This window comes from Pseudomonas fakonensis (genome assembly GCF_019139895.1).
In the GTDB taxonomy this organism is placed as follows: domain Bacteria; phylum Pseudomonadota; class Gammaproteobacteria; order Pseudomonadales; family Pseudomonadaceae; genus Aquipseudomonas; species Aquipseudomonas fakonensis.
Genome location: NZ_CP077076.1, coordinates 5,454,244 through 5,478,173 on the forward strand (window position 1 = coordinate 5,454,244; position 23,930 = coordinate 5,478,173).

The following is a 23,930-nucleotide window of genomic DNA, read 5'->3' on the forward strand; positions in this document are numbered from 1 at the left end:
CGCCGGCAAGCCGGCTCCTACAGGTTCGGTGCAAGGTCTGAAACCGGCGCGGTCCCTGTGGGAGCGGGTTTACCCGCGAAGAATCCACCGCCGATTCCCAGGATTACTCGCATGCTCAGATTCCTGCTAACCCTCCTGCTGCTGTTGCCCCTGGCAACCCACGCCAGCGAGGGCGAATTCTTTCTCGGCGCCAAGCCCGCCGAGCAGGCCCGCCTGCTCGAAGGCTGGGCCGCCCAACCCGAACCGGCACGCCTGGCGCTGCTGGAAAACCTACGCCAAGGCCGCATCGCCGAGGGCGACACGCGCAAGCTGCGCCTGAACAACCGCCTGCGCGGGCTGATCGACAACGCCCTGGCCAGCCACCAGATGCTCAGCGAGCAGGCCACTGTACGCCTGGCCGCCGCCCAGCAACTGCAAAAGAGCGCGCAACCGGCGCAAATGGCCTTCCTCGACCGGCGCTTCGCCGCCGAACCGGACGCCGCCGTGCACGCCGCCCTGGGCCTGGCCCTGGCCAACCTGCAACTGGGCGCCAGCGAACCGGCGGTGCGCCTGGCCGCCGTGCGCCTGCTCGGCGAAACCGGCGACCCGCTGGCCCGCACCCGCCTCGAAGCCCTGCTGCAACCCGGCGCAGAAAGCGACGCCGCGGTGCGCACCGCCGCCGAAACCAGCCTGGCCCAGGTGCAGCGCAAGCTGCTGGTGGGCGAGCTGCTTGGCCAGGCCTTCAGCGGCCTGTCGCTGGGCTCGATCCTGCTGCTGGCGGCGCTGGGCCTGGCGATCACCTTCGGCCTGCTCGGGGTGATCAACATGGCCCATGGCGAGATGCTCATGCTCGGCGCCTACAGCACCTACATGGTCCAGGTGCTGGTGCAGCGCTACGCCCCTGGCGCCATCGAGTTCTACCCGCTGATCGCCCTGCCGGTGGCCTTCGCCGTCAGCGCCGGGGTGGGCATGGCACTGGAACGCACGGTAATTCGCCACCTGTACGGCCGGCCACTGGAGACCCTGCTGGCCACCTGGGGCATCAGCCTGATGCTGATCCAGGCGGTGCGCCTGCTGTTCGGCGCGCAAAACGTCGAGGTGAGCAACCCGGCCTGGTTGTCCGGCGGCATCCAGCTGCTGCCCAACCTGGTGCTGCCGTACAACCGCATGGTCATCATCGGCTTCGCCTTGGCGGTGGTGCTGCTGACCTGGCTGCTGCTCAACCGCACGCGGCTGGGGCTGAACGTGCGCGCGGTCACCCAGAATCGCAACATGGCCGCCTGCTGCGGGGTGCACACCGGGCGCGTCGACATGCTCGCCTTCGGCCTGGGTTCGGGCATTGCCGGGCTGGGCGGCGTGGCCCTGAGCCAGGTCGGCAACGTCGGCCCGGACCTGGGCCAGAGCTACATCATCGACTCGTTCCTGGTGGTGGTGCTCGGCGGCATCGGGCAACTGGCCGGCAGCCTGTGGGCCGCGTTCGGCCTAGGCATCGCCAACAAGCTGCTGGAGCCGCAGATCGGTGCGGTGCTCGGCAAGATCCTCATCCTTGCGCTGATCATTCTGTTCATCCAGAAGCGCCCGCAAGGCCTGTTCGCCCTCAAGGGACGGGTAATCGACTGATGAACCAGCCACTGATCGTCACTGCCACGCAAAAGGCCGGGCCGCGCCTGACCCTGGCCATAGGCGCCCTCGCCGTGCTGGTGCTGCTGGCCCTGCCGCTGCTGTCGCTGCTGCCCGCCGACAACCCGCTGCAGGTGTCGGCCTACACCCTCACCCTGGTGGGCAAGATCCTCTGCTACGCCATCGTTGCCCTGGCCCTGGACCTGGTGTGGGGCTATGCCGGGCTGCTGTCGCTGGGGCACGGGCTGTTCTTTGCCCTGGGCGGCTACGCCATGGGCATGTACCTGATGCGCCAGGCCGCCGGTGACGGTTTGCCAGGGTTCATGACCTTTTTGTCGTGGAACGAACTGCCCTGGTACTGGGCCGGCACCCAGCACTTTGCCTGGGCGCTGTGCCTGGTGGTGCTGGCGCCGGGGCTGCTGGCCCTGGTGTTTGGCTGGTTCGCCTTCCGCTCGCGAATCAAGGGCGTGTACTTCTCGATCATGACCCAGGCCCTGACCTTTGCCGCCATGCTGTTGTTCTTTCGCAACGAGACCGGCTTTGGCGGCAACAACGGCTTCACCAGCTTTCGCACCATCCTTGGCTTCGACGTGGCCGCGCCCGGCACCCGGGCGGTGCTGTTCAGCCTGACCGTGCTGTTGTTGCTGGGCAGCCTGTACCTGTGCTGGCGGCTTACCCAAAGCAAGTTCGGCCGCCTGCTCACCGCCGTGCGCGATGCCGAGAACCGTTTGATGTTCTGCGGCTACGACCCACGCGGCTTCAAGCTGCTGGTATGGGTGCTCAGCGCCGTGCTGTGCGGCCTGGCCGGCGCCCTGTACGTGCCCCAGGTGGGCATCATCAACCCCGGCGAAATGTCACCGACCAACTCCATCGAGGCCGCCGTGTGGGTGGCTCTTGGCGGGCGCGGCACTTTGATCGGCCCGCTGCTCGGTGCCGGGCTGGTCAACGGCATGAAGAGCTGGTTCACCGTGGCGTTCCCCGAGTTCTGGCTGTTCTTCCTCGGCGCGCTGTTCATCGTGGTCACCCTGTACCTGCCCAAGGGCGTGGTCGGGCTTGTGAAGAAAAGGAGCCAGCCATGAGAGGCGTGCCCCCGGTACACCCGGAATTCATGCTGGAGCCGGTGTTCGACAACCTCGGCAGCAGCCGCGACGCCATCGGCCTGGGCCGGCCACGCAAGGCCGGGCTCGACACCCGCCACGGCACGGTGCTGAGCCTTGAGGGTATCAGCGTCAGCTTCGACGGTTTCAAGGCGCTCAACGCGCTGAACCTGTACATCGGCGTGGGTGAGCTGCGCTGCATCATCGGCCCCAACGGCGCCGGCAAGACCACGATGATGGACGTAATCACCGGCAAGACCCGCCCCGACACCGGCAGCGCGTACTTTGGCGACACCCTCGACCTGACCCGCATGAGCGAATACCAGATCGCCCAGGCCGGCATTGGCCGCAAGTTCCAGAAGCCCACGGTGTTCGAGGCGCTGACGGTGTTCGAAAACCTCGAGCTGGCGCTCAAGGCCGACAAGTCGGTGTGGGCCAGCCTTGCGTCGCGCCTTGGCGGCGAGCAGCGCCAGCGCATCGAAGAGGTGCTCACCAGCCTGCGCCTGCTGCCCCTGGCGCAGCGCCAGGCGGGCTTGCTGTCCCATGGCCAGAAGCAGTTTCTGGAGATCGGCATGCTGCTGGTGCAGGAGCCGCAGTTGCTGCTGCTGGACGAGCCGGTGGCCGGCATGACCGACGCCGAGACCGAGTTCACCGCCGAGCTGTTCCGCTCGCTGGCGGGCACCCATTCGCTGATGGTGGTGGAGCACGACATGGGCTTTGTCGGCAGCATTGCCGACCATGTGACGGTGCTGCACCAGGGCAGCGTGCTGGCCGAAGGGTCGCTGGCCCAGGTGCAGGCGGACGAGCGGGTGGTCGAGGTGTACCTCGGTCGATGATCTTCGGGTGGGCTCAAGGGCCCTATCGCCGGCACTGCCACCCCAACCTTTCAGGAACAACACATGCTGAAAATCGACACCCTGCACCAGTACTACGGCGGCAGCCACATCCTGCGCGGCTTGTCCTTCGAGGCCAATATCGGCGAGGTCACCTGCCTTCTGGGCCGCAACGGCGTGGGCAAGACCACCCTGCTGCGCTGCCTGATGGGCCTGCTGCCGGCCCGCGAGGGCCGGGTGGAATGGGAAGGCAAGCCGATCACCGCGCTCAAGCCCCAGCAGCGGGTGCAGGCCGGTATCGCCTATGTGCCCCAGGGCCGCGAGATCTTCCCGCGCCTGAGCGTCGAAGAAAACCTGCTGATGGGCCTGTCACGCTTTGCCGCCCGCGAGGCCCGTGAGGTGCCGGCGTTCATCTACGAGCTGTTCCCGGTGCTTGAGCAAATGAAACAACGCCGCGGCGGCGACCTGTCGGGCGGGCAGCAGCAACAGCTGGCCATCGGCCGCGCCCTGGCCAGCCGCCCGCGGCTGCTGATTCTCGATGAGCCGACCGAAGGCATCCAGCCCTCGGTGATCAAGGAAATCGGCGCCGTGATCCGCAAGCTCGCCGACCGCGGCGACATGGCGATTTTGCTGGTGGAGCAGTTCTACGATTTTGCCGAAGAGCTGGCCGACCAGTACCTGGTGATGGCCCGTGGCGAGATCATCCAGCGCGGCCGGGGCAAAAACATGCAAGCCGAAGGTGTGCGCGGCCTGGTAACCATTTAATCTGCCAGCAACCACCTTGCGAGACGCTGTCATGAGTTACCCAATCCGCGACGCCCTGCCCGCCGACCTGCCGGGCATCCTCGACATCTACAACGACGCCGTGCGCAACACCACGGCGATCTGGAACGAAACCCCGGTGGACCTGGCCAACCGCCAGGCCTGGTTCGAGGCCCGCGCGCAGCAGGGCTACCCGATTCTGGTGGCGGTGGATGACAGCGGCGTGCTGGGTTATGCCTCGTTCGGCGACTGGCGCCCGTTCGAAGGTTTTCGGCTGACCGTGGAGCATTCGGTGTATGTGCGTGGCGACCAACGCGGCAAGGGCCTGGGGCCGGTGCTGATGGCCGCGCTGATCGAGCGGGCGCGGGGTTGCGGCAAGCATGTGATGGTGGCGGCCATCGAGAGCGGCAATGCCGCGTCGATCCGCCTGCATGAGCGCCAGGGCTTCGTGGTGACCGGGCAGATGCCCCAGGTGGGGGTGAAGTTCGGCCGCTGGTTGGATTTGACCTTCATGCAGTTGGTGTTGAACCCGGGGGCGGAGCCGGGTTGAGGGGCTGAACGAGCGGTAGTGCGCGCCCCCTGTAGGAGCGGCCTTGTGCCGCGAAAGGGCTGCACAGCAGCCCCGGCAATTTTGCATGATGCCGAGAACCTGGGGCCGCTACGCAGCCCTTTCGCGGCACAAGGCCGCTCCTACAGAGGGGCTGCGCCGAGGCTTACATCTGGGTAAACCGCCCCAACCGCTGCCTCAGCATGCTGTTCTCGCTGCGCAACTGCTGCACCTCTTCCAGCAACTCCAGCGCCAGCGCCACCCCTTCCCACTCCAGCTCCAGCTGCTGATGCAGCTTCACCGCGCGTTTGAGGGTCACCGGCGCGAGGTCGTCGAACAGCCACTCCTCGGGCGTTCGCCCCGATGGTTCAACAATGCCGTGCTCGACGATCTCGATCACGCAGTCGGCCGTGACATCGGCCTCTCGACACAGGGTTCGCATATCCAGTTGAACGATCAGGGTGCTGCTCATGGTCACTTACTCCATTGAGTCCTCGGGTCGAACGCAGCTTTTTCAGCCAGCTTGCCCCACAGCTCGCGGGTGCTGGCGTCGGACTGGGCCGGCATCACCACCTTGAGCTGGGCGTACAGGTCGCCGCGCTCGCCTTGCTTGTTCAAAAGGCCCATGCCCTTTACCCGCAGGCGCTGGCCGCTCTGGCTGTCGGGGCGGATGGTCAGGTTGATCTTGCCGGTCAGGGTCGGCACGGCCACCTTGGCGCCCAGTGCAGCTTCCCACGGTGCCAATGGCACGGTGATGATCAAATCATGACCTTCGACATCGAACAGCGGGTGCGGCGCCATGCGGATGGTCAGGAACAAATCGCCATTGGCGCCGCCGCCCACGCCCGGGGCGCCCTGGCCCTTGAGGCGGATGCGCTCGCCGTCGGTCACCCCGGCTGGGATTTTCACGTTCAGCGTTTTCGTGGTGAACCCGGTGCGCTGCCCGGCGGCGTTGGTTTGCGGCACCTGGAAGCTGATCTGCTTGGACTCCTTGCTCAGGGTCTCTTCAAGAAACACCGCCAGTTCCAGTTCCACGTCCTGCCCTCGCCTGCCGGCGCTGCGTTGTTGTTGCCGGGCACCGCCGAACGGGTTGGAGCCGCGCGCGCCGAAGATCGAGCTGAAGAAGTCGGAAAAATCACCGCCCTCGAAACCACCGCCGGCATTGCCGCCACGGCCCTGCCAGCCAGGCGGGGCCTGGAATGGCCGGCCGTGCTGGCCGCCGTACTTGCGGATCTCGTCGTACTCGGCGCGCTTGTCCTTGTCGCCCAGCACTTCGTAGGCCTCGTTGGCCTCCTTGAACTTGTCCTCGGCGTCGCGCTCCTTGCTGACGTCGGGGTGATACTTGCGGGCGAGCTTGCGGTACGCGGCCTTGATCGCCTTGTCGTCCGCGCCCGGCTCTACGCCGAGTATCTTGTAATAGTCTTTGAAGTCCATTTGTGGATCACCAGTAAGAATGTGCGTGTTGCCACTGAAGATTGGGGTCAAGCATAGCCTTTCAAGGTTCCCGTGGCCTTGCACCATGGCAGACGGCCGGTCTTGATTTAGCCGGTGACTGGCATAAACTGCGCGGCCGTTTTACCTCCGGAAGCCCTTGCAAATGTCTGACGTATCCCCGGCTCGTGCCCTCGGCATCGACTTCGGCACCTCCAACTCCACGGTCGGCTGGCACCGCCCGGGCGTGGAGTCGCTGATCGCCCTGGAAGACGGCAAGATCACCCTGCCATCGGTGGTGTTCTTCAACATCGAGGAGCGTCGCCCCGTGTACGGCCGCCTGGCCCTGCACGAATACCTCGAGGGCTACGAAGGCCGCCTGATGCGCTCGCTCAAGAGCCTGCTGGGCTCCAAGCTGATCAAGCACGATACCAGCGTGCTGGGCAGCGCCCTGCCGTTCAAGGACCTGCTGGGCATGTTCATCGGCGAGCTGAAAAAGCGCGCCGAAACCGCTGCCGAGCGCGACTTTGACCAGGTGGTGCTGGGCCGCCCGGTGTTCTTCGTCGACGAAGACCCCGCTGCCGACCAGGAGGCCGAGGATACGCTGGCAGAGGTTGCCCGCAAAATCGGCTTCAAGGATGTGTCGTTCCAGTACGAGCCCATCGCTGCGGCCTTCGACTACGAGTCGGGCATCAGCCGCGAAGAGCTGGTGCTGATTGTCGATATCGGCGGCGGTACCTCGGACTTTACCCTGATCCGCCTGTCGCCGGAGCGCCATCGGGTGGACGAGCGCCAGGATGACATCCTCGCCACCGGCGGCGTGCACATTGGCGGTACCGATTTCGACAAGCAGCTTAGCCTGCAGGGCGTGATGCCGCTGTTCGGCTACGGCAGCCGGATGAAGAGCGGCGCGCTGATGCCCACCAGCTACCACCTGAACCTGGCCACCTGGCACACCATCAACGCCCTGTACGCGCAAAAGTCGCAGCTGGCGCTGGGCAACATGCGCTACGACATCGAGGATACCCTCGGCATCGACCGCCTGTTCAACCTGATCGAGCAGCGTGCCGGCCACTGGCTGGCGATGGAAGTGGAAGCCAGCAAGATCGAGCTGACCGACCGCGACAGCCGCCGCATCGACCTGGGCCGGGTAGAGCCTGAACTGGCCGCCGAGCTGACCCGGGCGCTGTTCGAGGAGGCCATCGACGGCTTGCTGGAACGTGTGCGCGCCAGCGTGACCGAGCTACTGGCCAAGGCCGGGGTGAGCGAGGGGCAGGTGGACACGGTGTTCTTCACCGGCGGCTCCAGCGGCATCCCGGCGCTGCGCAACAGCGTGGCGGCGATGCTGCCCAATGCCCGGCATGTGGAAGGCAATATCTTCGGCAGCATCGGCAGCGGGCTGGCGATCGAGGCGCGTAAACGCTACGGCGTGGTGTGATTCGAGGGCCCCATCGCCGGCAAGCCGGCTCCTACAGGGTTCCGCGTCGCCTGTAGGAGCCGGCTTGCCGGCGATGGGGCCGCAGCAGGCTTACACCAACTCCATGCGCTTCAACTCACTCTTCAGGTACGCATAGTAGATCGGCCCCGCCACCACCCCGGGCAGCCCGAACGCCGCCTCGCACACCAGCATCGCCAGCAGCAGCTCCCACGACTTGGCACTGATCTGCCCGCCAACGATGCGCGCGTTGAGGAAGTACTCGACCTTGTGGATCACGATCAGGTAGCCCAAGGCCGCCGCCGCCACCCACAGCGACAACGACAGCCCGACGATGGTGATCAGGGTGTTGGACATCAGGTTGCCGATCACCGGCAGCAGCCCCAGCAGGAAGGTCAGCACGATCAGCGTCTTGGTCAGCGGCAGGTGCACGCCGAACAGCGGCAGCACCACGGCCAGGAAGATGCCGGTGAACGCGGTGTTGAGCAGCGAGATCTTGATCTGCGCGAAGACGATGTTGCGAAACGCCTGCACCAGCAGGTTAAGGCGCTCGAACAGCGCCGCGGCCAGCGGCTTGCGCCGGGACAGGTCGGGGATGCGCTGCAGGGCAATGATGGCCCCCAGGATCATGCCGATCAGCAAGGTGACGAACATGTGCGCCATGCCCTTGCCGACCAGTTGCAGGTCGCTCAGGTGGCTTTTGATCCAGTCGCCGATGGCCACCTTGAACTCCGCCGCACTGGCCGGCAGGTAGCCTTCGATGAACGGCGGCAGCTGGCTGCGGGCGCGCTCCACCAGGCCCATGAACTTGTCCAGCGAGGCGCCGGGGTTCTCGGCCTCGTGCAGCAAAAAGCTGAACGCACCGGCAATCAGCAGGGTCAGGGTGCTGACCACCAGGGTGCCGAGCAGCGCCACGGCCAACCAGCGTGCACGCTGCCCGGCAATCAATGGCTGCAGCCGCGGGGTGAGCATGTTGACCAGCTCGAACACCAACAGGCCCGCCAGCAGGCTGGGCAGCAGTTTCAGCGGCAGGGCCAGCAACAGCCCGCCCATGACGATGACCAGGCTGGCAAGGGAGATCTGGCGGGGGGTGAAGGTCATACAGCCTCGACGGCAGACAGCGGAAAGACCCGCAGTCTGCCAGCCTTCAAGGCGCAGGCATAGGCGCCGGTCACTTCTTCTTCAGGCAGTCGCTCATGTACGCCTTGCGCTCGTCACCCTTGAGCGCCTTGGTGGTGGCGTCGGCGTTGCAGGTCTTCATCTTGTCCTGCTGGGTCTGCGGCACGTCCTTCTTCAGGCAGGTGCTCATGAACGCCTTGCGCTCATCGCCCTTGAGCGCCTTGGCGGTGGCGTCGGCGTTGCAGGTTTTCATCTTTTCCTGTTGCGCGGTGGCGGCAAAACCTTGCCCGGCGAGCATCAGGCCCAGCACCAGCAGGGGTACGTGCAGCATCTTCATGGAGTGGTCTCCTTGCCTGCGCGCCCGGTGCGCGCGTATCGAGCTGAGTGTAGACAAGAATTTTTACACCTCAGCCCATAGCGCCGATAATCACCGCCATCTGTAGGAGCCGGCTTGCCGGCGATGAGGCCGGGCCTGCGAGAGCATCTACCCGCCCCGGCCCCATCGCTGGCAAGCCAGCTCCTACAGGGCAAAGTCGCTACTCGAGAGTTGAAATGAATTACCTGTTCCCCCTTATCGCCATCCTCATCTGGGCCGGCAACACCGTGGTCACCAAGATGTCCGCCGGCGCTATCCACCCGGCCGAGATCGGCTTTTACCGCTGGCTGCTGGCCGGCCTGCTGTTCACCCCGTTCCTGCTGCCGCAAGTATGGCGCAACCGCGCCGCCGTTGGCCCGCACCTGGGCAAGGTGTTCGTGCTCGGGGTACTGGGCATGGCCATGTACCAGAGCCTGGCGTACTTCGCCGCCAGTATCACCAGCGCCACCAACATGGGCATCATCCTGTCGCTGATGCCGTTGATGTCGCTGGCGCTGTCCATCGCCTGGCTGGGCCAGCGCCTGAGCTACGGCGCCTTGCTGGGGGCACTGGTGTCGTTCTTTGGGGTGCTCGAGGTGGTTTCCGCCGGGCAGCCAGCGGCGCTGCTACACCAGGGCCTGAACCGCGGCGACCTGATGATGCTGCTGGCCACCCTGGCGTATGCGCTGTACAGCTTTTTGCTGAAGAAATGGCAACTGCGCCTGCCGCCGCTGCAACTGCTGTACCTGCAAGTGCTGGTGGCGATCATCGTATTGCTGCCGCTGTTCGTGCTGTCGGACAAGACTGGCCTGAACGGCCACAACATCGGCCTTGTGCTGTATGCCTGCGTGCTGGCCTCGATGGTTGCGCCGCTGGTGTGGATGCAGGCCGTGCACCGCCTGGGGCCGAGCCGCACCACGCTGTTCTTCAACCTGCTGCCGGTGGTAACGGCGGTGATTGCCGCGGCGGTGCTGGATGAGCAACTGGCCAGTTACCACCTGTATGGCGGGCTGCTGACCCTGGCCGGCGTGCTGCTGGCCGAGCGCTGGACCACGCCGGTGCGCCGCACGTTGTAAACAGATGCGCGATCACTGTAGGAGCGGCCTTGTGCCGCGATGGGCCGCAAAGCGGCCCCGGCAATGTTGAATGATGCCTAGAACCTGGGGCCGGTACGCAGCCCATCGCGGCACAAGGCCGCTCCTACAGGGGAATGCAGCCTGGTTGCAAATTTGGTTTCAGCCTGCCTGTTCACAGCCCCGCCGCCTTCAGCCGCGCGGCATGCTCGGTGAACAGCCGCACCGGCTCGGCGCCCTTGCCCACGGCGCCGAGGGACTGGTTGACGATATCCAGATGGTCCAGCGGGTAGTCATCACCAATCACCTGCCCAAGGTGCGAGCTGAACCGCCCGACCATGCCGTCGCACTGGCCCTTCTCGCGCACGAAGCTACGGGCGAACAGCCGGCAGAAGCGGTTGCTGCCATCGAAACGGTTGCGCCCCTGGTCAGTCAGCCCTGGCTGCAGGGTGCCGGACCACGAGTAGTAACGCACCCCGTTCACTTCGCCCGGCCCCTCCCCGCCCCACACCTCGGGCAGCCCTTGTGGGTAAGCCTGGTTGAACTCATCCACACCCCAGGTGGTGAGCGACTGGTGCGAAGCGTGCACATCCACCGGCAAGCGCTCCCGGCGCCAGCCGGTCTCCAGCCAGCCCATCAACACCGCCAGCCCGTGCAGGATCGCCTTGAGGATGCGGCCCTGAGGTGAGTCGCCCGGCGCCGTGCGCTCCAGGTGGTCGGCCAATTCCGAGCCATGGTTGGGGCCAGCCACCGAGGTAACCGAGGCCACCCGCTCCGGGCGTTTGGCGGCAGCATAGCGGGCGCTGAGTGCACCCTGGCTATGGCCAATGAGGTTGACCTTGTCGGCCCCCGTTCGCCGGCAGATATCCTCGATGATCGCCAGCAACTGTTCGCCGCGCACCTCGCTGGAATGCAGCGGCGAGACCTGCACCGGGAACACTCGGGCGCCCCCCCGACGCAACGCCGGGACGATGCCGAACCAGTAGGGGTACAGCACCAGCCGCACAAAGCCGAACATGCCCGGCACCAGCACCAACGGATACCGCGTGGCCAACTCCTGCGCCATAGCCCCAGCCCCTTGTCCATGGACGATCAGCCAACACTACAGCGCCCCCGGTGACCATCGCAATCGAACTCCCGGCACGCCGTGCGGTTCCAAGCAGAACACCCCTTGAGCAAGGAGCGGGACCATGTACAAGCAGACCCTGGCCATCCTTCTGGCAAGCGCCACCCTCGCCGCCTGCGGCAGCCGCCCGGAAAACCCGGTGGACTACGTCACCTACCGCAACGAGCCGCTGGTCAAGCAGGTGGAGAACGGCATGACCATGCAGAAGGTCATCGCCATCGGTGGTAGCCCGTCCAGCGTGATCGACCTGCCCCATGGCGGCACCTGCAACGACTACATCCTCAACCGCGACGGCCACCAGCAGCCCTACTACGTGCGCTTCGACGCCACCGGCCATGTCGATGCCAAGGGCTTCAAGACCTGCAAGCAACGTGAAGAAGACCGCGACGCCGCCCACGGCGCATGACACCGATGACCACCCTGATGCTTTCGGAGATGAACATGAGCGTTGAACTGACCGATGTGAAGACCCTGCGCGAACGTGCCCGCCAGCACGTCGAGCAAGGCGCGGTGACCGAGGGTTACCACGCCGACCGCGAGAAGATCCTGCGCCTGCTGAACGAGTCGCTGGCCACTGAGCTGGTGTGTGTACTGCGTTACAAGCGCCACTACTTCATGGCCAGCGGCATCAAGGCCAGCGTCGCCGCTGCCGAGTTTCTCGAGCACGCCAACCAGGAAGCCGAGCACGCCGACAAGCTGGCCGAACGCATCGTGCAGTTGGGCGGCGAGCCGGACTTCAACCCCGACAACCTGACGAAGAACTCCCACGCCCAATACGTGGCTGGCAGTACGCTGAAGGAGATGGTGCTGGAAGACCTGGTGGCCGAGCGCATCGCCATCGACAGTTACCGCGAGATCATCCAGTACATCGGTGACAAGGACCCGACCACGCGGCGCATCTTCGAGGACATCCTGGCCCAGGAAGAAGAACACGCGGACGATATGTCGGATTTGCTTCAGGGTCTGTAATTGCTGGGGGGCTGCTTTGCAGCCCATCGCGGCACAAGGCCGCTCCTACAGAGGATTGCATTCCCCTTGTAGGAGCGGCCTTGTGCCGCGATGGGCCGCACAGCGGCCCCCCTGCTATTTGTGCTTCTTCACCGCCGCCGGCGCCTTGCCGGCCTTCATCTGCTGCAACAGTGGCGTGCACTGGTTGGGCACATCCCCACTGCTCGGCGCGATCAGCGCCAGCAGCCCGGCCGCAGGCCCGGCCACCACCCCCAGCGCCACCATGCCCGCGCCCCGCAGCGCCAGCGGCACCGCCTGCACCCCGGCATTGGGCTTGGCGAACGGCCCGCGCACGTACAGCGGCGAGCGCAGCGAGAACAGGCGCAGGCCCTTGGACTCGGGGGTGATCTTCAGGTCCAGTTGCTCGCTGGCGAAGTTGGCCGTGCCGTCGATGTAGATGATCGCGTTCTCGGTATCGAAGACGAACAGGCGGGTGGTGGCCAGGCCATCCTTGATGCCAACGTTGGCCGCCGCGCAGTTGATCTTCACGTCCTCGTCGCCGAACAGCTTGCCGATCACGTAGTTGCCCACGTTGAGCCCGGCAATCTCCATCAGGCTGCGGCTGATGGCGCCATCGTTGATCAACAGGCGCAGGTCGCCGTTGGAGGTGCCCAGCAGCGCCGCCACCGAATTGCCGCGGCCGCTGATGTCGGCATCGCCGTTGAGCTCGCCGAAGCTGGTTTGCATGGGCGCGAAGGTGGGGAACAACTCCTTGAGCTTGAAGCCCCGGGCGGTGAGTTGTGCACGGCCCTGCATCGGCGTGCTGCGCCCGTCCAGGCGGATGTTCGAATCGAGGTTGCCACCGGCCACGCCGAAGCGCAGCGGCTCCAGGCGCAGCAGGCCGTCGTCGAGAATCACGTGGGCCGACAGGTCGTTGAACGGCAGTTTTTCGCTGTGCACGATGCGCTTGCCGGCAAAGGTCACGTCGGCGTCCATGGCGCGCCAGCGCTCGGTACGGAACTCCTCCACCGGCAGCACCTTGCCGGTGGGCTGCTTGCTGGCACCGCCACGGGCCTTCTGCTCGCTGTTGGAGTCGGCGCCTATCAAGGGTGCCAGGTCCTTGAACAGCAGCTGGTTGGACACCAGCTTGCCCGACAACTTGGGCCGCGGCTGGCTGGCGACGAACGCCAGGTCGCCGTGGATGTCGCTGTCGCCGATCTTGCCGTTGAAGCCCTCGTAACGGAACTGCGCGCCGCCTGCGGCATGCAGGTTGGCGTTGAGGTGGCCGTCGGTGGCGTACGCCGGGGTATCCGGCAGGGTGACGCCGGTCAGCGGGAAGAGGTTACCCAGGCTGCTGCCCGACAGCTTCAGGCGCAGGTCGAGGGCACCGAGGTTGCGCGGGTCGGTGAGGGTACCGGCCAGCACCACGTGGGTGTCGCCAATACGCGCATCGGCCTGCAGCGGGAACGGCTGGCGGGCGTCCTGCAGCGCCAGCAGGCCGCCGATCTTGCCGGTGGCCGCCACCGCCTGGTCCTTGTAGCGGCCCTGGGCCTTGATGGCGAAGGCGTAGTCCTGGGCGCCGCCGGCTTTTTCCGCGCGGGCCTTGCCGACGATGTCGCTGAACGGGATGGGCTTGCCCAGCGGGTCGATCTGCACCTTCATGCTGGCCTTGAGGGTCTGGTCGTCGAAGCTGACATTGCCCTGGTCAAAGCCGATGGCACCGATATCCAGCTCCCACTTCGACGGCTCGGCGCTGTCATCCTCGGGGCCAAAGTCGAAAGTCCAGTTGGCCCGGCCATCGGCCAGGCGCGTCAGGCTGGCGGTGGGCTTGACCAGGTCGATGCGCGGGATGCTGATGCGCTGTACGATCAACGGCAGCGGTGCCAGGCGAAACTCCACGCGCTCAAGCCCCACCATGCGCGGCTCCTTGAGCCAGTCGGGGTTGCCCAGGGTCAGGTCTTCGGCGCTGAAATGCGGCCACGGCACATAGGCACGCCAGCCGCTTTCTTCGGGTTCGGTGCGCCAGTGCACGGCCAGGTTGCCGTTGATCGCGAACGGCCGATGCAAGGCCTCGGAGACCTTCTCGTTGAGCAACGGCTTGACCCGGTTCCAGTCGAAGGTGGCGATCACCACCACCAGGATCGCCAGCAGGGTGGCGAGGGTGGCGAAGGTCCAGACGAGGATTCTGGCTGGGCGCGTCATTGCGTGGTTCTCCTGACTGCGTGGCACGGGGCGGCGTAACGGTGGCACTTAAAAGGTGGGACTGATGAAAACCCGCCGGGTTTAATCCGGGTGCCATCATAACCAAGTTTTTCCTGATGCCTTGCCCAGGTTTGCGCCTTGCGAACACCGGCGTGTTACTGCCAGGAAGGCTTGGCAAAATGCCACCCTAACCCCTGAAAACATTGACCCAGAGCCTTCGCGGCAGAGTATCAATAACGTCGATTGTTACCATTACCCGGATGAACTTCTCTCTGGCGTTACGCGGCGTAGCATTGCCCTCGTACCCACTTTCCAGCCCCCGAGAGGAGCACCGAATCATGAAACGCCATCTGCTGCTGAGCCTGACCCTTTCCGTACTGGCCGCCAACGCCTTCGCCCTGCCGGCCGCCGACCAGCACCTGACCGCCGAATCGCGCTCCAGCGCAGCCACTGTCGCCCAGCCCCTGAACACACTGGCCGAAGGCGGCGCAGAACGCCTGCAGGAACGCGCTGGCCGTCTGGCCGAAGGTGGTTCGGACCGCCTGATCGAACGTAATGACCGCGTCGCCGAAGGTGGCTCTGATCGCCTGATCGAACGCAACGACCGCGTAGCCGAAGGTGGCTCGGACCGTCTGATCGAGCGTAATGACCGCGTCGCCGAAGGTGGCTCGGACCGCCTGATCGAGCGTAATGACCGCGTCGCCGAAGGTGGCTCGGACCGCCTGATCGAGCGTAATGACCGCGTAGCCGAAGGTGGCTCGGACCGTTTGGTTGAACTCAGCCGTGTGAGCTGATCACAATGGCCGAGAACAACAACCCGCCCCACTGCGCCTGCTCCCCTCCAAGCCCGGTCCATTGACCGGGCTTCGTTTTTTTATCCAGAATGCCCAGCTTCACCACCACAAGACTGCGCCCCCATGCTGCCGCGTGCCGAACAGAAGCTGCAAACCCGCCAGGCCCTGCTGGATGCCGCCTGCCTGCTCATGGAGAGCGGCCGTGGTTTCGGCAGCATCAGCCTGCGTGAGGTGGCCAAGGCCGCGGGTATCGTACCCACCGGTTTTTACCGCCACTTCCCCGACATGGACGCCCTGGGCCTGGCCCTGGTGGACGAGGTCGACACCACCTTCCGCCAGACCATCCGCCTGGTGCGGCAAAACGAATTCGAACTGGGCGGCATCACCGACGCCTCGGTGCGCATCTTCCTCGACGTGGTGACCGCTCACCGTGCGCAGTTCCTGTTTCTCGCCCGCGAGCAGTACGGCGGCTCCCAGGCCGTGCGCCAGGCCATCGCGCGGCTGCGCCACGACATCAGCAACGACCTGGCCACCGACCTTGCGCGCATGCCGCGCTGGCAGCACCTGAACGCTGCGGCCCTGGCGGTGATGGCCGACCTGGTGGTCAAGACCGTGTTCGCCACCCTGCCCGAGTTGATCGACAGTGATGACGTCAGTGGCTCCCAGGCCATGAGCGCGCAGGAGAAGATTACCCAGCAGCTGCGCTTCATCTTCGTCGGCGCGCGGCATTGGCAAGGGTTGGGTAACCCGGGCTGATACCCAGGTTAGAAGGGACCGTGGGAGCGGGCTTGCCCCCACTTCTGCTACCATTGCGCCCTGCCCGACCGACCGTCCACGAGCGCCAGCATGTCCGACCCCCGCCCTGCATTGACCCGTTTCCGCCAGCATTTCGCCGAGCGCATCGTGCCGCTGTGGCAAGGCCCGGGCTGGAACGCCGACCTGGCCCTGCCCTACGAGGCACTGGACGCAAACCACCGCCCCCTGCCTGTGCAGCGCTACCGGGCCATGGCCTGCGCCCGCCAGCTGTACCTGTTCAGCAGCCGCATCGGCCAGCCGGGCGCGGCCGAACGGGCTGCGGCGCTGTTCCGCTCGCTGCAAAAGCACTTCCACGACGCCGAGCACGGCGGCTGGTTCTACAGCATCGACGCCGACGGTAAACCGCTGGACCGGCGCAAGGACCTCTACACCCACGCCTTCATCGTGTTCGCCTGCGCGCACTACTGGGGCAAGGTCGGCGAAGGCCTGGTCGAGGCCACCCTGAATGCTGCGCTGGAAGTAATAACCGAGCAGTTCGCCCGCGACGACGGCCTGTTCGAAGCCAGCCTGGGTGAAGACTGGGCAGACCTTGGCAGCGGCCCGCTGCAGAACCCGCAGATGCACCTGGCAGAAGCCTTCCTGCAAGTGCTTGCCGTGCGTGAGGACGACGAAGTGCAGCAGGCGCTGTTGCAACTGTGTGAAGCGCTCCAGGAGCACTTCGTCGAACCGCAACACGGGCTGATGTTGGAGAAACCACGCGGGGCTGTGGATAACTGGTTCGAGCCGGGGCACCAGTTTGAATGGTTTTACCTGCTGGAAACCTCACCGCTGCTGCGCGGTACTGCGTTGCACAGCTCTATCGAACGTGGGTTCAGCTACGCCGAGCAGCACGGCGTGAGGGATTCGGCAGTACTGGCGATGCTCGATAGCGATGGCACGGTGCTCGATGCCACTCAGCGCATCTGGGCGCAGGCGGAGTACCTGCGGGCATTGGCTTTGCGCTCGGGCAATGAGGGCAAGCTAGCCAAGCAGTTACAGGCGCTGGAGTCACGCTTCCTGCATGAAGGCGGTTGGCATGAGTGCCGCGATGACGCGGGTGCCGTCAGCCGGCATGACATGCCTTCGACCACGCCCTACCACCTGGCGACCTGCCTGGAAGGCTTGCAGGGCCTGAGCTGACGCCATCGCCGGCAAGCCGGCTCCTACAGGTTGATCGGGACCCCATGTAGGAGCCGGCTTGCCGGCGATTGGTCGTTGAGATCAGCCCTTGGCCGACCGGTCGATGGAGAACCCGGCCCAGTCCTGACTCACCGGCATCAGCTCGAGGCTGTTGATGTTGACGTGGGCCGGCTGGTTGAGGATCCAGAAGATGGTGTCGGCGATGTCCTGCGGCTGAATCGGCTCGGCGCCGGCGTAGGTGGCATCGTACTTGGCCTGGTCGCCACCGAAGCGCACCAGCGAGAACTCGCTCTCGCACAGACCCGGCTCGATGTTGCTGACCCGCACGCCCGTGCCGCGCAGGTCGCAGCGCAGGCTCAGGGAGAACTGGCCGACGAAGGCCTTGGTGCCGCCGTACACGTTGCTGCCCGGGTACGGGTAGTTGCCCGCTACCGAACCGACGTTGAGGATCGACGCACCACGGCCGTGGGCGATCAGGCGTGGCAGCAGCAGGCGGGTGGTGTACATCAGGCCCTTGATGTTGGTGTCGACCATGGTCTCCCAGTCATCCAGGCTGCAGTTCTGCGCCGCATCCACCCCCAGGGCCAGGCCTGCGTTGTTGACCAGGGCCTGGAGCTTGTCGAAGGCCGGCGGCAGGCTGGCGATGGCCTCTTCCATGGCCTTGCGGTCACGCACATCGACCACCAGGCTGTGCACTTCGGTCTTGGCCGACAGCTCGGCGCACAGCGCGTCCAGGCGCTCCTTGCGACGGCCGGTGAGGACCAGTTTCCAGCCTGCGTCGGCAAAGCGGCGGGCAGTGGCCTCACCGAAACCGGAAGTTGCGCCAGTGATGAATACGGTGGACGTCATGCGTTGCTCCTCGCAGTGGGTAATGGTCGGCAGGCCTTGCAGCATGCCCGGCGCAGGCGTTGGCGACAACCGTTTCAGCGTATGCTCAAAAAACGATCAACACCGGAAAAGCCCCGTAACAGAGGGGCCTGGCCAGGCTATGCGCATGTTATCCACAAGGCTTTCCCCATGGATTGGGGGCAACTCGTCGGGTTCAGGGAACCGAATCGCCGCCGGGGAATCTGTGGAAATCTTTCGCTGATGGCGCAACGCTTTCAACCATGCAGGTTGCGGCGGTATGTCCAAGGGTTTCTCACAGAGTTATCCACAGAAAATCGTGAGCTGTGGATGAAGTGTTTGCAGACCGAAAAGTGCAGGAAAATCATGCACAAGCGCTAGATGGTTAAATATTGATCAGCGCGCTGTAGGCCTTGATATATACGGCGTAGCGCGACATGCCACCATGTTTTCCACAGGCGGTTCCACATATTCAGTGGAAAGATTTGTAGCTGTGCAAACAAGGGGTTGCGTGGGGGTTGTGGGAGGTCGCTGGAAAGATATGCGACAAGTTGTCCACATGTGCGAAGGCAGCATGAAACGCATCGCGGGGCAAGCCCGCTCCCACGCATTGAACCGCGTGGGAGCGGGCTTGCCCCGCGATGACTGACTCAATGCCCGCCGAGGTACGCGCTCCTTACCTCTTCATTGACCAACAGCTCCTGCCCGGTACCGGTCATGCGAATCTGCCCGTTGACCATCACATAGGCGCGGTCCGAGAGCTTCAACGCATGGTTGGCGTTCTGCTCCACCAGGAAGATGGTCATGCCGGTCTTGGCCAGTTCGCGCAGGGTCGAGAAGATCTGCTTGACCACGATCGGCGCCAGCCCCAGCGACGGCTCGTCCAGCAACAGCAACTTGGGCCGGCTCATCAACGCCCGGGCGATGGCGAGCATCTGCTGCTCGCCGCCGGACATGGTCATGGCCCGCTGGTTGCGCCGCTCCTTGAGCCGCGGGAACAGCTCGTACATGCGCTGCATGTCCTCGTCGGCGTGCTTGTCGCCGATGGGGATGGTACCCATCATCAGGTTTTCCTCGACGCTCATGTCGGGGAACACCCGGCGCCCTTCCGGCGACTGGGCAATACCGTTGGAGGCGATGTAGTGCGACGACTTGCGGGTGATGTCGGTGCCGCGGTAGACGATCTGCCCGGACGCAGCCCGGGGCTGGCCGAAAATCGACATCAACAGGGTCGACTTGCCGGCGCCGTTGGCGCCGATCAGGCTCACCGTCTCGCCTTCGTTGATATGCATCGAGACCTTTTTCAGCGCCTGGATGGGCCCGTAGAACACGTCCAGGTCCTTGAGCTCCAGAATGGGTGCACTCATACCAATTCCTCTTCGTCGGCACCCAGGTAGGCGGCGATCACCGTCGGGTTGTTGCGGATATCCTGCGGGGCACCTTCGGCGATCACGTTGCCGTGGTCGAGCACGACGATGTGGTCGGAGATGCTCATGACCATGCCCATGTCGTGCTCGATCAGCACCACGGTGATGTCGTGCTCGTCACGCAGCACGCGGATCATGCGGCTGAGGGCTTCGGTCTCTTGCGGGTTGAGGCCCGCCGCCGGCTCGTCCAGGCAGATGATCTTCGGCCGCGTGCACATGGCCCGGGCGATTTCCAGGCGGCGCTGCTGGCCGTACGACAACTCCCCGGCCAGGCGGTTGGCGCAGTCCACCAGGTCAACCACCTCCAGCCAGTAGAACGCGTGGTCCAGCGCATCGCTTTCGGCCTGGCGGTAGCCCTTGGTGTTGAGCACCCCGGCCAGCAGGTTGCGATTGACCCACATGTGCTGGGCCACCAGCAGGTTTTCCACCACCGACATTTCCTTGAACAGGCGAATGTTCTGGAAGGTGCGCGCTAGGCCCGCGCGGTTGACCAGGTGGGTGCCGCCGAACATCTTGTAGTACAGGCGGTTGGCAAAGCGCGCCGGCGACACGAAGTCGGCCGCCTGGAAGCGCTCGCCAAGCAGCTGGATGACGTTGGTGTGGCTGCCGCGCACGTTCAGCTCTATGCGCCCGCCGCTGGCCTTGTAGAAGCCGGTGAGGCAGTTGAACACGGTGGTCTTGCCGGCGCCGTTGGGGCCGATCAGGGCGAAGATCTGGTTGCGCTTGACCTTCAGGCTGACGTCGCTGAGCGCCTTGATGCCGCCGAACTGCATCATCAGGTTGTCGACCGACAGGATGATTTCATCGCTCATGGCGCCACTCCTTTACGCGGGACCACACCGGTACGGCTGATGCGGATCAGCCCCCGCGGTCGCCAGATCATCATCAGCACCATCAGCACCCCGAACAGCAGCACGCGGTATTCGGAGAAGCTGCGCAACAGCTCCGGCGCCACGGTCAGCACGAAGGCTGCGATCACCACCCCCACGGTCGAGCCCATACCGCCCAGCACCACGATGGCGAGGATCAGCGCCGACTCGAAGAAGGTGAACGAGGATGGGTTGACGAAGCCTTGGTAGGTGGCGAAGAACACCCCGGCAAGGCCTGCAGTAGAGGCCCCCAGGGTGAAGGCCGAGAGTTTGACCAGCACGTGGTTCAGGCCCATGGAGCGGCAGGCGATCTCGTCTTCGCGCAGCGCTTCCCAGGCCCGGCCGACCGGCATGCGGGTCAGGCGGTGCTTGATGTACAGCACCGCCAGCACGACCATGAACAGCACGGCGTAGATGAACACGAACTTGAGGTTGGCGTTGTATTCGAAGCCGAAGAACTCGTGGATCGGCACCCCGCCGTCCTTTGCCCGGCGGCCGAATTCCAACCCGAAGAACGTCGGCGACGGCGCCGGCATGCCGTTGGGGCCACCGGTGAACGACAGCCAGTTGTTCAGCACCAGGCGGATGATCTCGCCGAAGCCCAGGGTGACGATGGCCAGGTAGTCACCGTGCATGCGCAGCACCGGGAAGCCCAATATGCACCCCGCCAACGCCGCGGCAATGGCCGCCAGCGGCAGTACGCTCCAGAAGCCCAGGCCCAGGTACTGGTAACCCAGCGCCAGGCCGTAGGCGCCGATGGCGTAGAACGCCACATAGCCCAGGTCGAGCAGCCCGGCCAGGCCCACCACGATATTCAGGCCCAGGCCCAGCAGCACGTAGATCAGGCCGAGGATGACCACGGTCAGCAGGTACTTGTTGGCAAAGATCGGGAACACGATGGCGATCACGATCAGCGCCGGGATGATGTAGCGCAGGCGGGTCTTGTAGTCGGGCGCCAGCACGTGCACGCCGGAGCCGCCGCTGTCGAAGCCCTGCTGGATACGCTGGCCGGCGGCGCTCTGCAGGAACAGGCTGAGCACGAAGCGCCCGACCATCACCGCACCCACCAGCCAGGCCACGCGGCGGGGCTCGGCATTGAAGCTGTAGCCGTCGAGCACCACGCCGACCACCGGGCCGAACACGATCAGCGCCAGCAGGCCGCCGACGACGGTTTCGATCAGGCTGCGCTTGAGGTCGAGCCCCTTGTTTTGTGTTGCTTGGGCAGTATTGGCAACGGACATGTTCACACCTTAGCCACGAGTGGGCGGCCCAGCAGGCCTTGTGGACGGAAGATGAGGATGATCACCAGCAACGAGAAGCTGAACACGTCCTTGTAGTCGGAGTTGATCATGCCCGAGAACAGCGACTCGGAAATGCCCAGGATGATCCCGCCGAGCATGGCCCCTGGCAGCGAGCCGATGCCGCCGAGCACCGCGGCGGTGAAGGCCTTGATGCCGATGATGAAGCCCGCGTAGAAGTCGAAGGTGCCGTAGTTCATGGTGATCAGCACGCCGGCCAGGGCGGCCATCACCGCGCCGATGACGAACACGTAGGAGATCACCCGGTCGGTGTTGATGCCCAGGATCGAGGCCATCTTGCGGTCTTGCTGGGTGGCCCGGCACATGCGCCCGAGCTTGGTGTACTTGATGACGTAGGTGAGCAGGCCCATGCCGACGAAGGCGGCCACCAGGATGAAGATCTTGGTGTAGGTGAGCTGCACGAAACCGCTGCCGATATCGACGCGCCAGGCGCCTTCGAGCAGGGTCGGTACCCCTTGCTGGCGCGCGCCCTGGCTGAGCTGCGCGTAGTTCTGCAGGATCAGCGAAATACCGATGGCGCTGATCAGCGGGGCCAGGCGGGTGGAGTTGCGCAGGGGTTTGTAGGCGATGCGCTCGATGGTGAAACCATAGACGCCGGTGACCACCACGGTGAACAGCAGCGTGCCGAGCATCAGCAGCGGGAAGGATTCGATACCGAAGTAAGCCAGCAATGCCAGGCTGATCGCCGCGAGGTACGCGGAGATCATGTACACCTCGCCGTGCGCGAAGTTGATCATGCCGATGATGCCATAGACCATTGTGTAGCCGATGGCGATCAGGCCGTAGACCGACCCGAGGGTCAGGCCGTTGACCAGTTGCTGCAGGAAAATACCATCCATAACGCAATCTCACCTGAGCGAGACTGCACGAGCGCCGACCACGTAAAGCCACGGATGAAGCGGCCCCAGCAGCGCAGAACCGTGCAGGTCTCCGAATAAGGACAGGTACCGCGGGGGCAATGGCCCGGGCTTGTGCCCGGGCCGGATGCCGTTGTTATTTTTGTTGTTCCAGCTGGTGGTACTTGCCGTCCTTGTCCCACTGGTAGACCACGTAGTCGGAGACTTTCAAGTCGCCCTTGCCGTCCCATTCCTTCTTGCCCATCACGGTGTCGACCGGGTGGGACTTGAGCCACTTGGCGGCGTCTTCGCCCTTGTTCGACTTGGCGCCGTTGAAGCCTGCGGCCAGCGCCTGGATCGAGGCATAGGCATACAAGGTGTAGCCTTCCGGCTCGGTGCCAGCCTTGCGGAACTCCTCGACCACTGCCTTGCTTTCCGGCAGCAGGCGCGGGTCGGCGCCGAAGGTCATGTACACGCCGTCGACGAACTGGGCGCCACCGGCAGTGGCCACCAGTTCGTCGGTGACGATGCCGTCATCGGACATGAACTTGACGTCCTTCAGGCCCTGCTCGCGCAGTTGGCGTACCAGTGGGCCGGCTTCCGGGTGCAGGCCACCGAAGTAGACGACATCGGCACCAGCGGCGCGGATCTTGGTCACCAGGGCGCTGAAGTCTTTCTCGCCACGGGTCAGGCCTTCGTACAGCACAGGCTTCACGCCGCGCTTCTCCAGCTGCGCCTTGGTGGCATCAGCCAGGCCCTGGCCGTAGGTGTCCTTGTCATGGATCACCGCAACCTTCTTGCCCTTGAGCACATCGACGATGTAGTTGCCGGCGACGATGCCCTGCTGGTCGTCGCGCCCGCACATGCGGAACATCGCCGACAGGCCACGCTCGGTAACCTGCGGGTTGGTGGAGCCTGGGGTGATGGCGATCACGCCGGCCTCGTCGTACACCTCGGAGGCGGGGATGGTGTTGGAGGAGCAGAAGTGCCCCACCACGCCGATGACCTTGTCCTGGTCGACCAGGCGGTTGGCCACGGACACGGCCTGCTTGGGTTCGCAGGCGTCATCGCCCTTGACCAGGACGATCTTCTCGCCGTTGACGCCGCCGGCGGCGTTGATCTTGTCGGCCGCTGCCTGCGCACCTTTCATGTACTGCTCGCCAAACGCTGCGTTGGCCCCGGTCATGGGCCCCGCGACACCGATCTTGACGTCGGCCTGAACATACGAAGAAACACCCAGTGCGGTGGCTACCGCCAGTGCCAGGAAACCTTTCTTGTAAAACGTCTGCGACATGAGGTGGTGCTCCTAGAGTTTTTTTTGGTTGGCACTACAACTTCTCAGCCCTGTGCTTTGAGCAAGGGCCGTGCCATTGGTTT

General features: G+C 64.8%; 24 protein-coding genes. 12 read left to right on the forward strand and 12 right to left on the reverse strand.

Annotation, left to right across the window (positions count from 1 at the left end; all coding sequences use genetic code 11):
- Positions 1–111 precede the first annotated feature (111 nt).
- The 5 genes from urtB to KSS94_RS24060 all read left to right on the forward strand — a co-directional run bounded on the left by urtB (position 112) and on the right by KSS94_RS24060 (position 4,841).
- Positions 112–1,599 carry an urea ABC transporter permease subunit UrtB gene (urtB, locus tag KSS94_RS24040; protein ID WP_217840525.1) on the forward strand — a complete coding sequence of 496 codons (1,488 nt, stop codon included), beginning with the start codon at positions 112–114 and terminating at the stop codon, positions 1,597–1,599.
- Positions 1,599–2,678 (forward strand): urea ABC transporter permease subunit UrtC, encoded by a 1,080-nt coding sequence (gene urtC, locus KSS94_RS24045; protein ID WP_217840526.1) that lies wholly within the window; start codon positions 1,599–1,601, stop codon positions 2,676–2,678. The genes urtB and urtC overlap by 1 nt, the downstream gene beginning before the upstream one ends.
- Positions 2,675–3,532 (forward strand): urea ABC transporter ATP-binding protein UrtD, encoded by an 858-nt coding sequence (gene urtD / locus KSS94_RS24050; protein ID WP_217840527.1) that lies wholly within the window; start codon positions 2,675–2,677, stop codon positions 3,530–3,532. Before urtC ends, urtD begins: the two co-directional genes overlap by 4 nt.
- Before the next feature lie 63 nt (positions 3,533–3,595).
- Complete coding sequence (gene urtE, locus KSS94_RS24055; protein WP_217840528.1) at positions 3,596–4,294, forward strand: urea ABC transporter ATP-binding subunit UrtE; 699 nt, start codon at positions 3,596–3,598, stop codon at positions 4,292–4,294.
- Positions 4,295–4,325: 31 nt separating this feature from the next.
- Positions 4,326–4,841 carry a GNAT family N-acetyltransferase gene (locus KSS94_RS24060; RefSeq protein ID WP_217840529.1) on the forward strand — a complete coding sequence of 172 codons (516 nt, stop codon included), beginning with the start codon at positions 4,326–4,328 and terminating at the stop codon, positions 4,839–4,841.
- A 163-nt stretch (positions 4,842–5,004) separates the two neighbouring features.
- Here the strand turns inward: KSS94_RS24060 and KSS94_RS24065 are convergent, their stop codons facing one another.
- Positions 5,005–5,310 (reverse strand): chaperone modulator CbpM, encoded by a 306-nt coding sequence (locus KSS94_RS24065; RefSeq protein ID WP_217840530.1) that lies wholly within the window; start codon positions 5,308–5,310, stop codon positions 5,005–5,007.
- 2 nt (positions 5,311–5,312) lie between these two features.
- Positions 5,313–6,272: a curved DNA-binding protein gene (gene cbpA / locus KSS94_RS24070; RefSeq protein WP_217840531.1), complete on the reverse strand. Its 960-nt coding sequence runs from the start codon at positions 6,270–6,272 to the stop codon at positions 5,313–5,315.
- Between the two features lie 163 nt (positions 6,273–6,435).
- Between cbpA and KSS94_RS24075 the strand changes: the two genes are divergently transcribed.
- Positions 6,436–7,707, forward strand: coding sequence for an Hsp70 family protein (locus tag KSS94_RS24075; RefSeq protein WP_217840532.1), 1,272 nt, complete (start codon positions 6,436–6,438; stop codon positions 7,705–7,707).
- A 90-nt stretch (positions 7,708–7,797) separates the two neighbouring features.
- On the opposite strand, the gene KSS94_RS24080 is transcribed toward KSS94_RS24075, so the two are convergent.
- Together KSS94_RS24080 and KSS94_RS24085 are read right to left on the reverse strand one after the other, a co-directional pair.
- Entirely contained in the window at positions 7,798–8,805 is a 1,008-nt protein-coding gene (locus KSS94_RS24080) for an AI-2E family transporter (RefSeq protein WP_217840533.1), read from the reverse strand.
- A 70-nt stretch (positions 8,806–8,875) separates the two neighbouring features.
- Positions 8,876–9,160 carry a PsiF family protein gene (locus KSS94_RS24085; RefSeq protein WP_217840534.1) on the reverse strand — a complete coding sequence of 95 codons (285 nt, stop codon included), beginning with the start codon at positions 9,158–9,160 and terminating at the stop codon, positions 8,876–8,878.
- Between the two features lie 215 nt (positions 9,161–9,375).
- Between KSS94_RS24085 and KSS94_RS24090 the strand changes: the two genes are divergently transcribed.
- Positions 9,376–10,254 carry a DMT family transporter gene (locus KSS94_RS24090; RefSeq protein ID WP_217840535.1) on the forward strand — a complete coding sequence of 293 codons (879 nt, stop codon included), beginning with the start codon at positions 9,376–9,378 and terminating at the stop codon, positions 10,252–10,254.
- A gap of 172 nt (positions 10,255–10,426) precedes the next feature.
- Here the strand turns inward: KSS94_RS24090 and KSS94_RS24095 are convergent, their stop codons facing one another.
- Positions 10,427–11,317, reverse strand: a complete 891-nt coding sequence (locus KSS94_RS24095) for an esterase/lipase family protein (protein ID WP_217840536.1) — start codon at positions 11,315–11,317, stop codon at positions 10,427–10,429.
- A gap of 124 nt (positions 11,318–11,441) precedes the next feature.
- Between KSS94_RS24095 and osmE the strand changes: the two genes are divergently transcribed.
- Both osmE and KSS94_RS24105 read left to right on the forward strand, forming a co-directional pair.
- Positions 11,442–11,783: an osmotically-inducible lipoprotein OsmE gene (osmE, locus tag KSS94_RS24100; RefSeq protein WP_217840537.1), complete on the forward strand. Its 342-nt coding sequence runs from the start codon at positions 11,442–11,444 to the stop codon at positions 11,781–11,783.
- A gap of 35 nt (positions 11,784–11,818) precedes the next feature.
- On the forward strand, positions 11,819–12,346 hold the full coding sequence (locus KSS94_RS24105; protein WP_217840538.1) for a ferritin-like domain-containing protein: 528 nt from the start codon (positions 11,819–11,821) through the stop codon (positions 12,344–12,346).
- 114 nt (positions 12,347–12,460) lie between these two features.
- Here the strand turns inward: KSS94_RS24105 and KSS94_RS24110 are convergent, their stop codons facing one another.
- On the reverse strand, positions 12,461–14,527 hold the full coding sequence (locus KSS94_RS24110; protein ID WP_217840539.1) for an AsmA family protein: 2,067 nt from the start codon (positions 14,525–14,527) through the stop codon (positions 12,461–12,463).
- 338 nt (positions 14,528–14,865) lie between these two features.
- Between KSS94_RS24110 and KSS94_RS24115 the strand changes: the two genes are divergently transcribed.
- The 3 genes from KSS94_RS24115 (at position 14,866) to KSS94_RS24125 (ending at position 17,256) form a co-directional block, all read left to right on the forward strand.
- Positions 14,866–15,321 carry a phage infection protein gene (locus tag KSS94_RS24115; RefSeq protein WP_217840540.1) on the forward strand — a complete coding sequence of 152 codons (456 nt, stop codon included), beginning with the start codon at positions 14,866–14,868 and terminating at the stop codon, positions 15,319–15,321.
- A 123-nt stretch (positions 15,322–15,444) separates the two neighbouring features.
- On the forward strand, positions 15,445–16,077 hold the full coding sequence (gene fabR / locus KSS94_RS24120; protein ID WP_217840541.1) for an HTH-type transcriptional repressor FabR: 633 nt from the start codon (positions 15,445–15,447) through the stop codon (positions 16,075–16,077).
- A gap of 90 nt (positions 16,078–16,167) precedes the next feature.
- Positions 16,168–17,256 (forward strand): AGE family epimerase/isomerase, encoded by a 1,089-nt coding sequence (locus KSS94_RS24125; RefSeq protein WP_217840542.1) that lies wholly within the window; start codon positions 16,168–16,170, stop codon positions 17,254–17,256.
- Positions 17,257–17,337: 81 nt separating this feature from the next.
- Here the strand turns inward: KSS94_RS24125 and KSS94_RS24130 are convergent, their stop codons facing one another.
- The 6 genes from KSS94_RS24130 to KSS94_RS24155 all read right to left on the reverse strand — a co-directional run bounded on the left by KSS94_RS24130 (position 17,338) and on the right by KSS94_RS24155 (position 23,847).
- Positions 17,338–18,105, reverse strand: a complete 768-nt coding sequence (locus KSS94_RS24130) for an SDR family oxidoreductase (RefSeq protein ID WP_217840543.1) — start codon at positions 18,103–18,105, stop codon at positions 17,338–17,340.
- Positions 18,106–18,752: 647 nt separating this feature from the next.
- Positions 18,753–19,469 carry an ABC transporter ATP-binding protein gene (locus tag KSS94_RS24135; protein ID WP_009683302.1) on the reverse strand — a complete coding sequence of 239 codons (717 nt, stop codon included), beginning with the start codon at positions 19,467–19,469 and terminating at the stop codon, positions 18,753–18,755.
- Positions 19,466–20,341 carry an ATP-binding cassette domain-containing protein gene (locus KSS94_RS24140; RefSeq protein WP_217840544.1) on the reverse strand — a complete coding sequence of 292 codons (876 nt, stop codon included), beginning with the start codon at positions 20,339–20,341 and terminating at the stop codon, positions 19,466–19,468. Before KSS94_RS24140 ends, KSS94_RS24135 begins: the two co-directional genes overlap by 4 nt.
- Positions 20,338–21,639, reverse strand: a complete 1,302-nt coding sequence (livM, locus tag KSS94_RS24145; RefSeq protein ID WP_217840545.1) for a high-affinity branched-chain amino acid ABC transporter permease LivM — start codon at positions 21,637–21,639, stop codon at positions 20,338–20,340. Before livM ends, KSS94_RS24140 begins: the two co-directional genes overlap by 4 nt.
- 2 nt (positions 21,640–21,641) lie before the next feature.
- A complete protein-coding gene (locus KSS94_RS24150) occupies positions 21,642–22,556 on the reverse strand; it encodes an ABC transporter permease subunit (protein ID WP_217840546.1) in 915 nt (304 codons plus the stop codon).
- 154 nt (positions 22,557–22,710) lie between these two features.
- Positions 22,711–23,847, reverse strand: a complete 1,137-nt coding sequence (locus KSS94_RS24155) for an ABC transporter substrate-binding protein (protein ID WP_217840547.1) — start codon at positions 23,845–23,847, stop codon at positions 22,711–22,713.
- Positions 23,848–23,930: the final 83 nt, after the last annotated feature.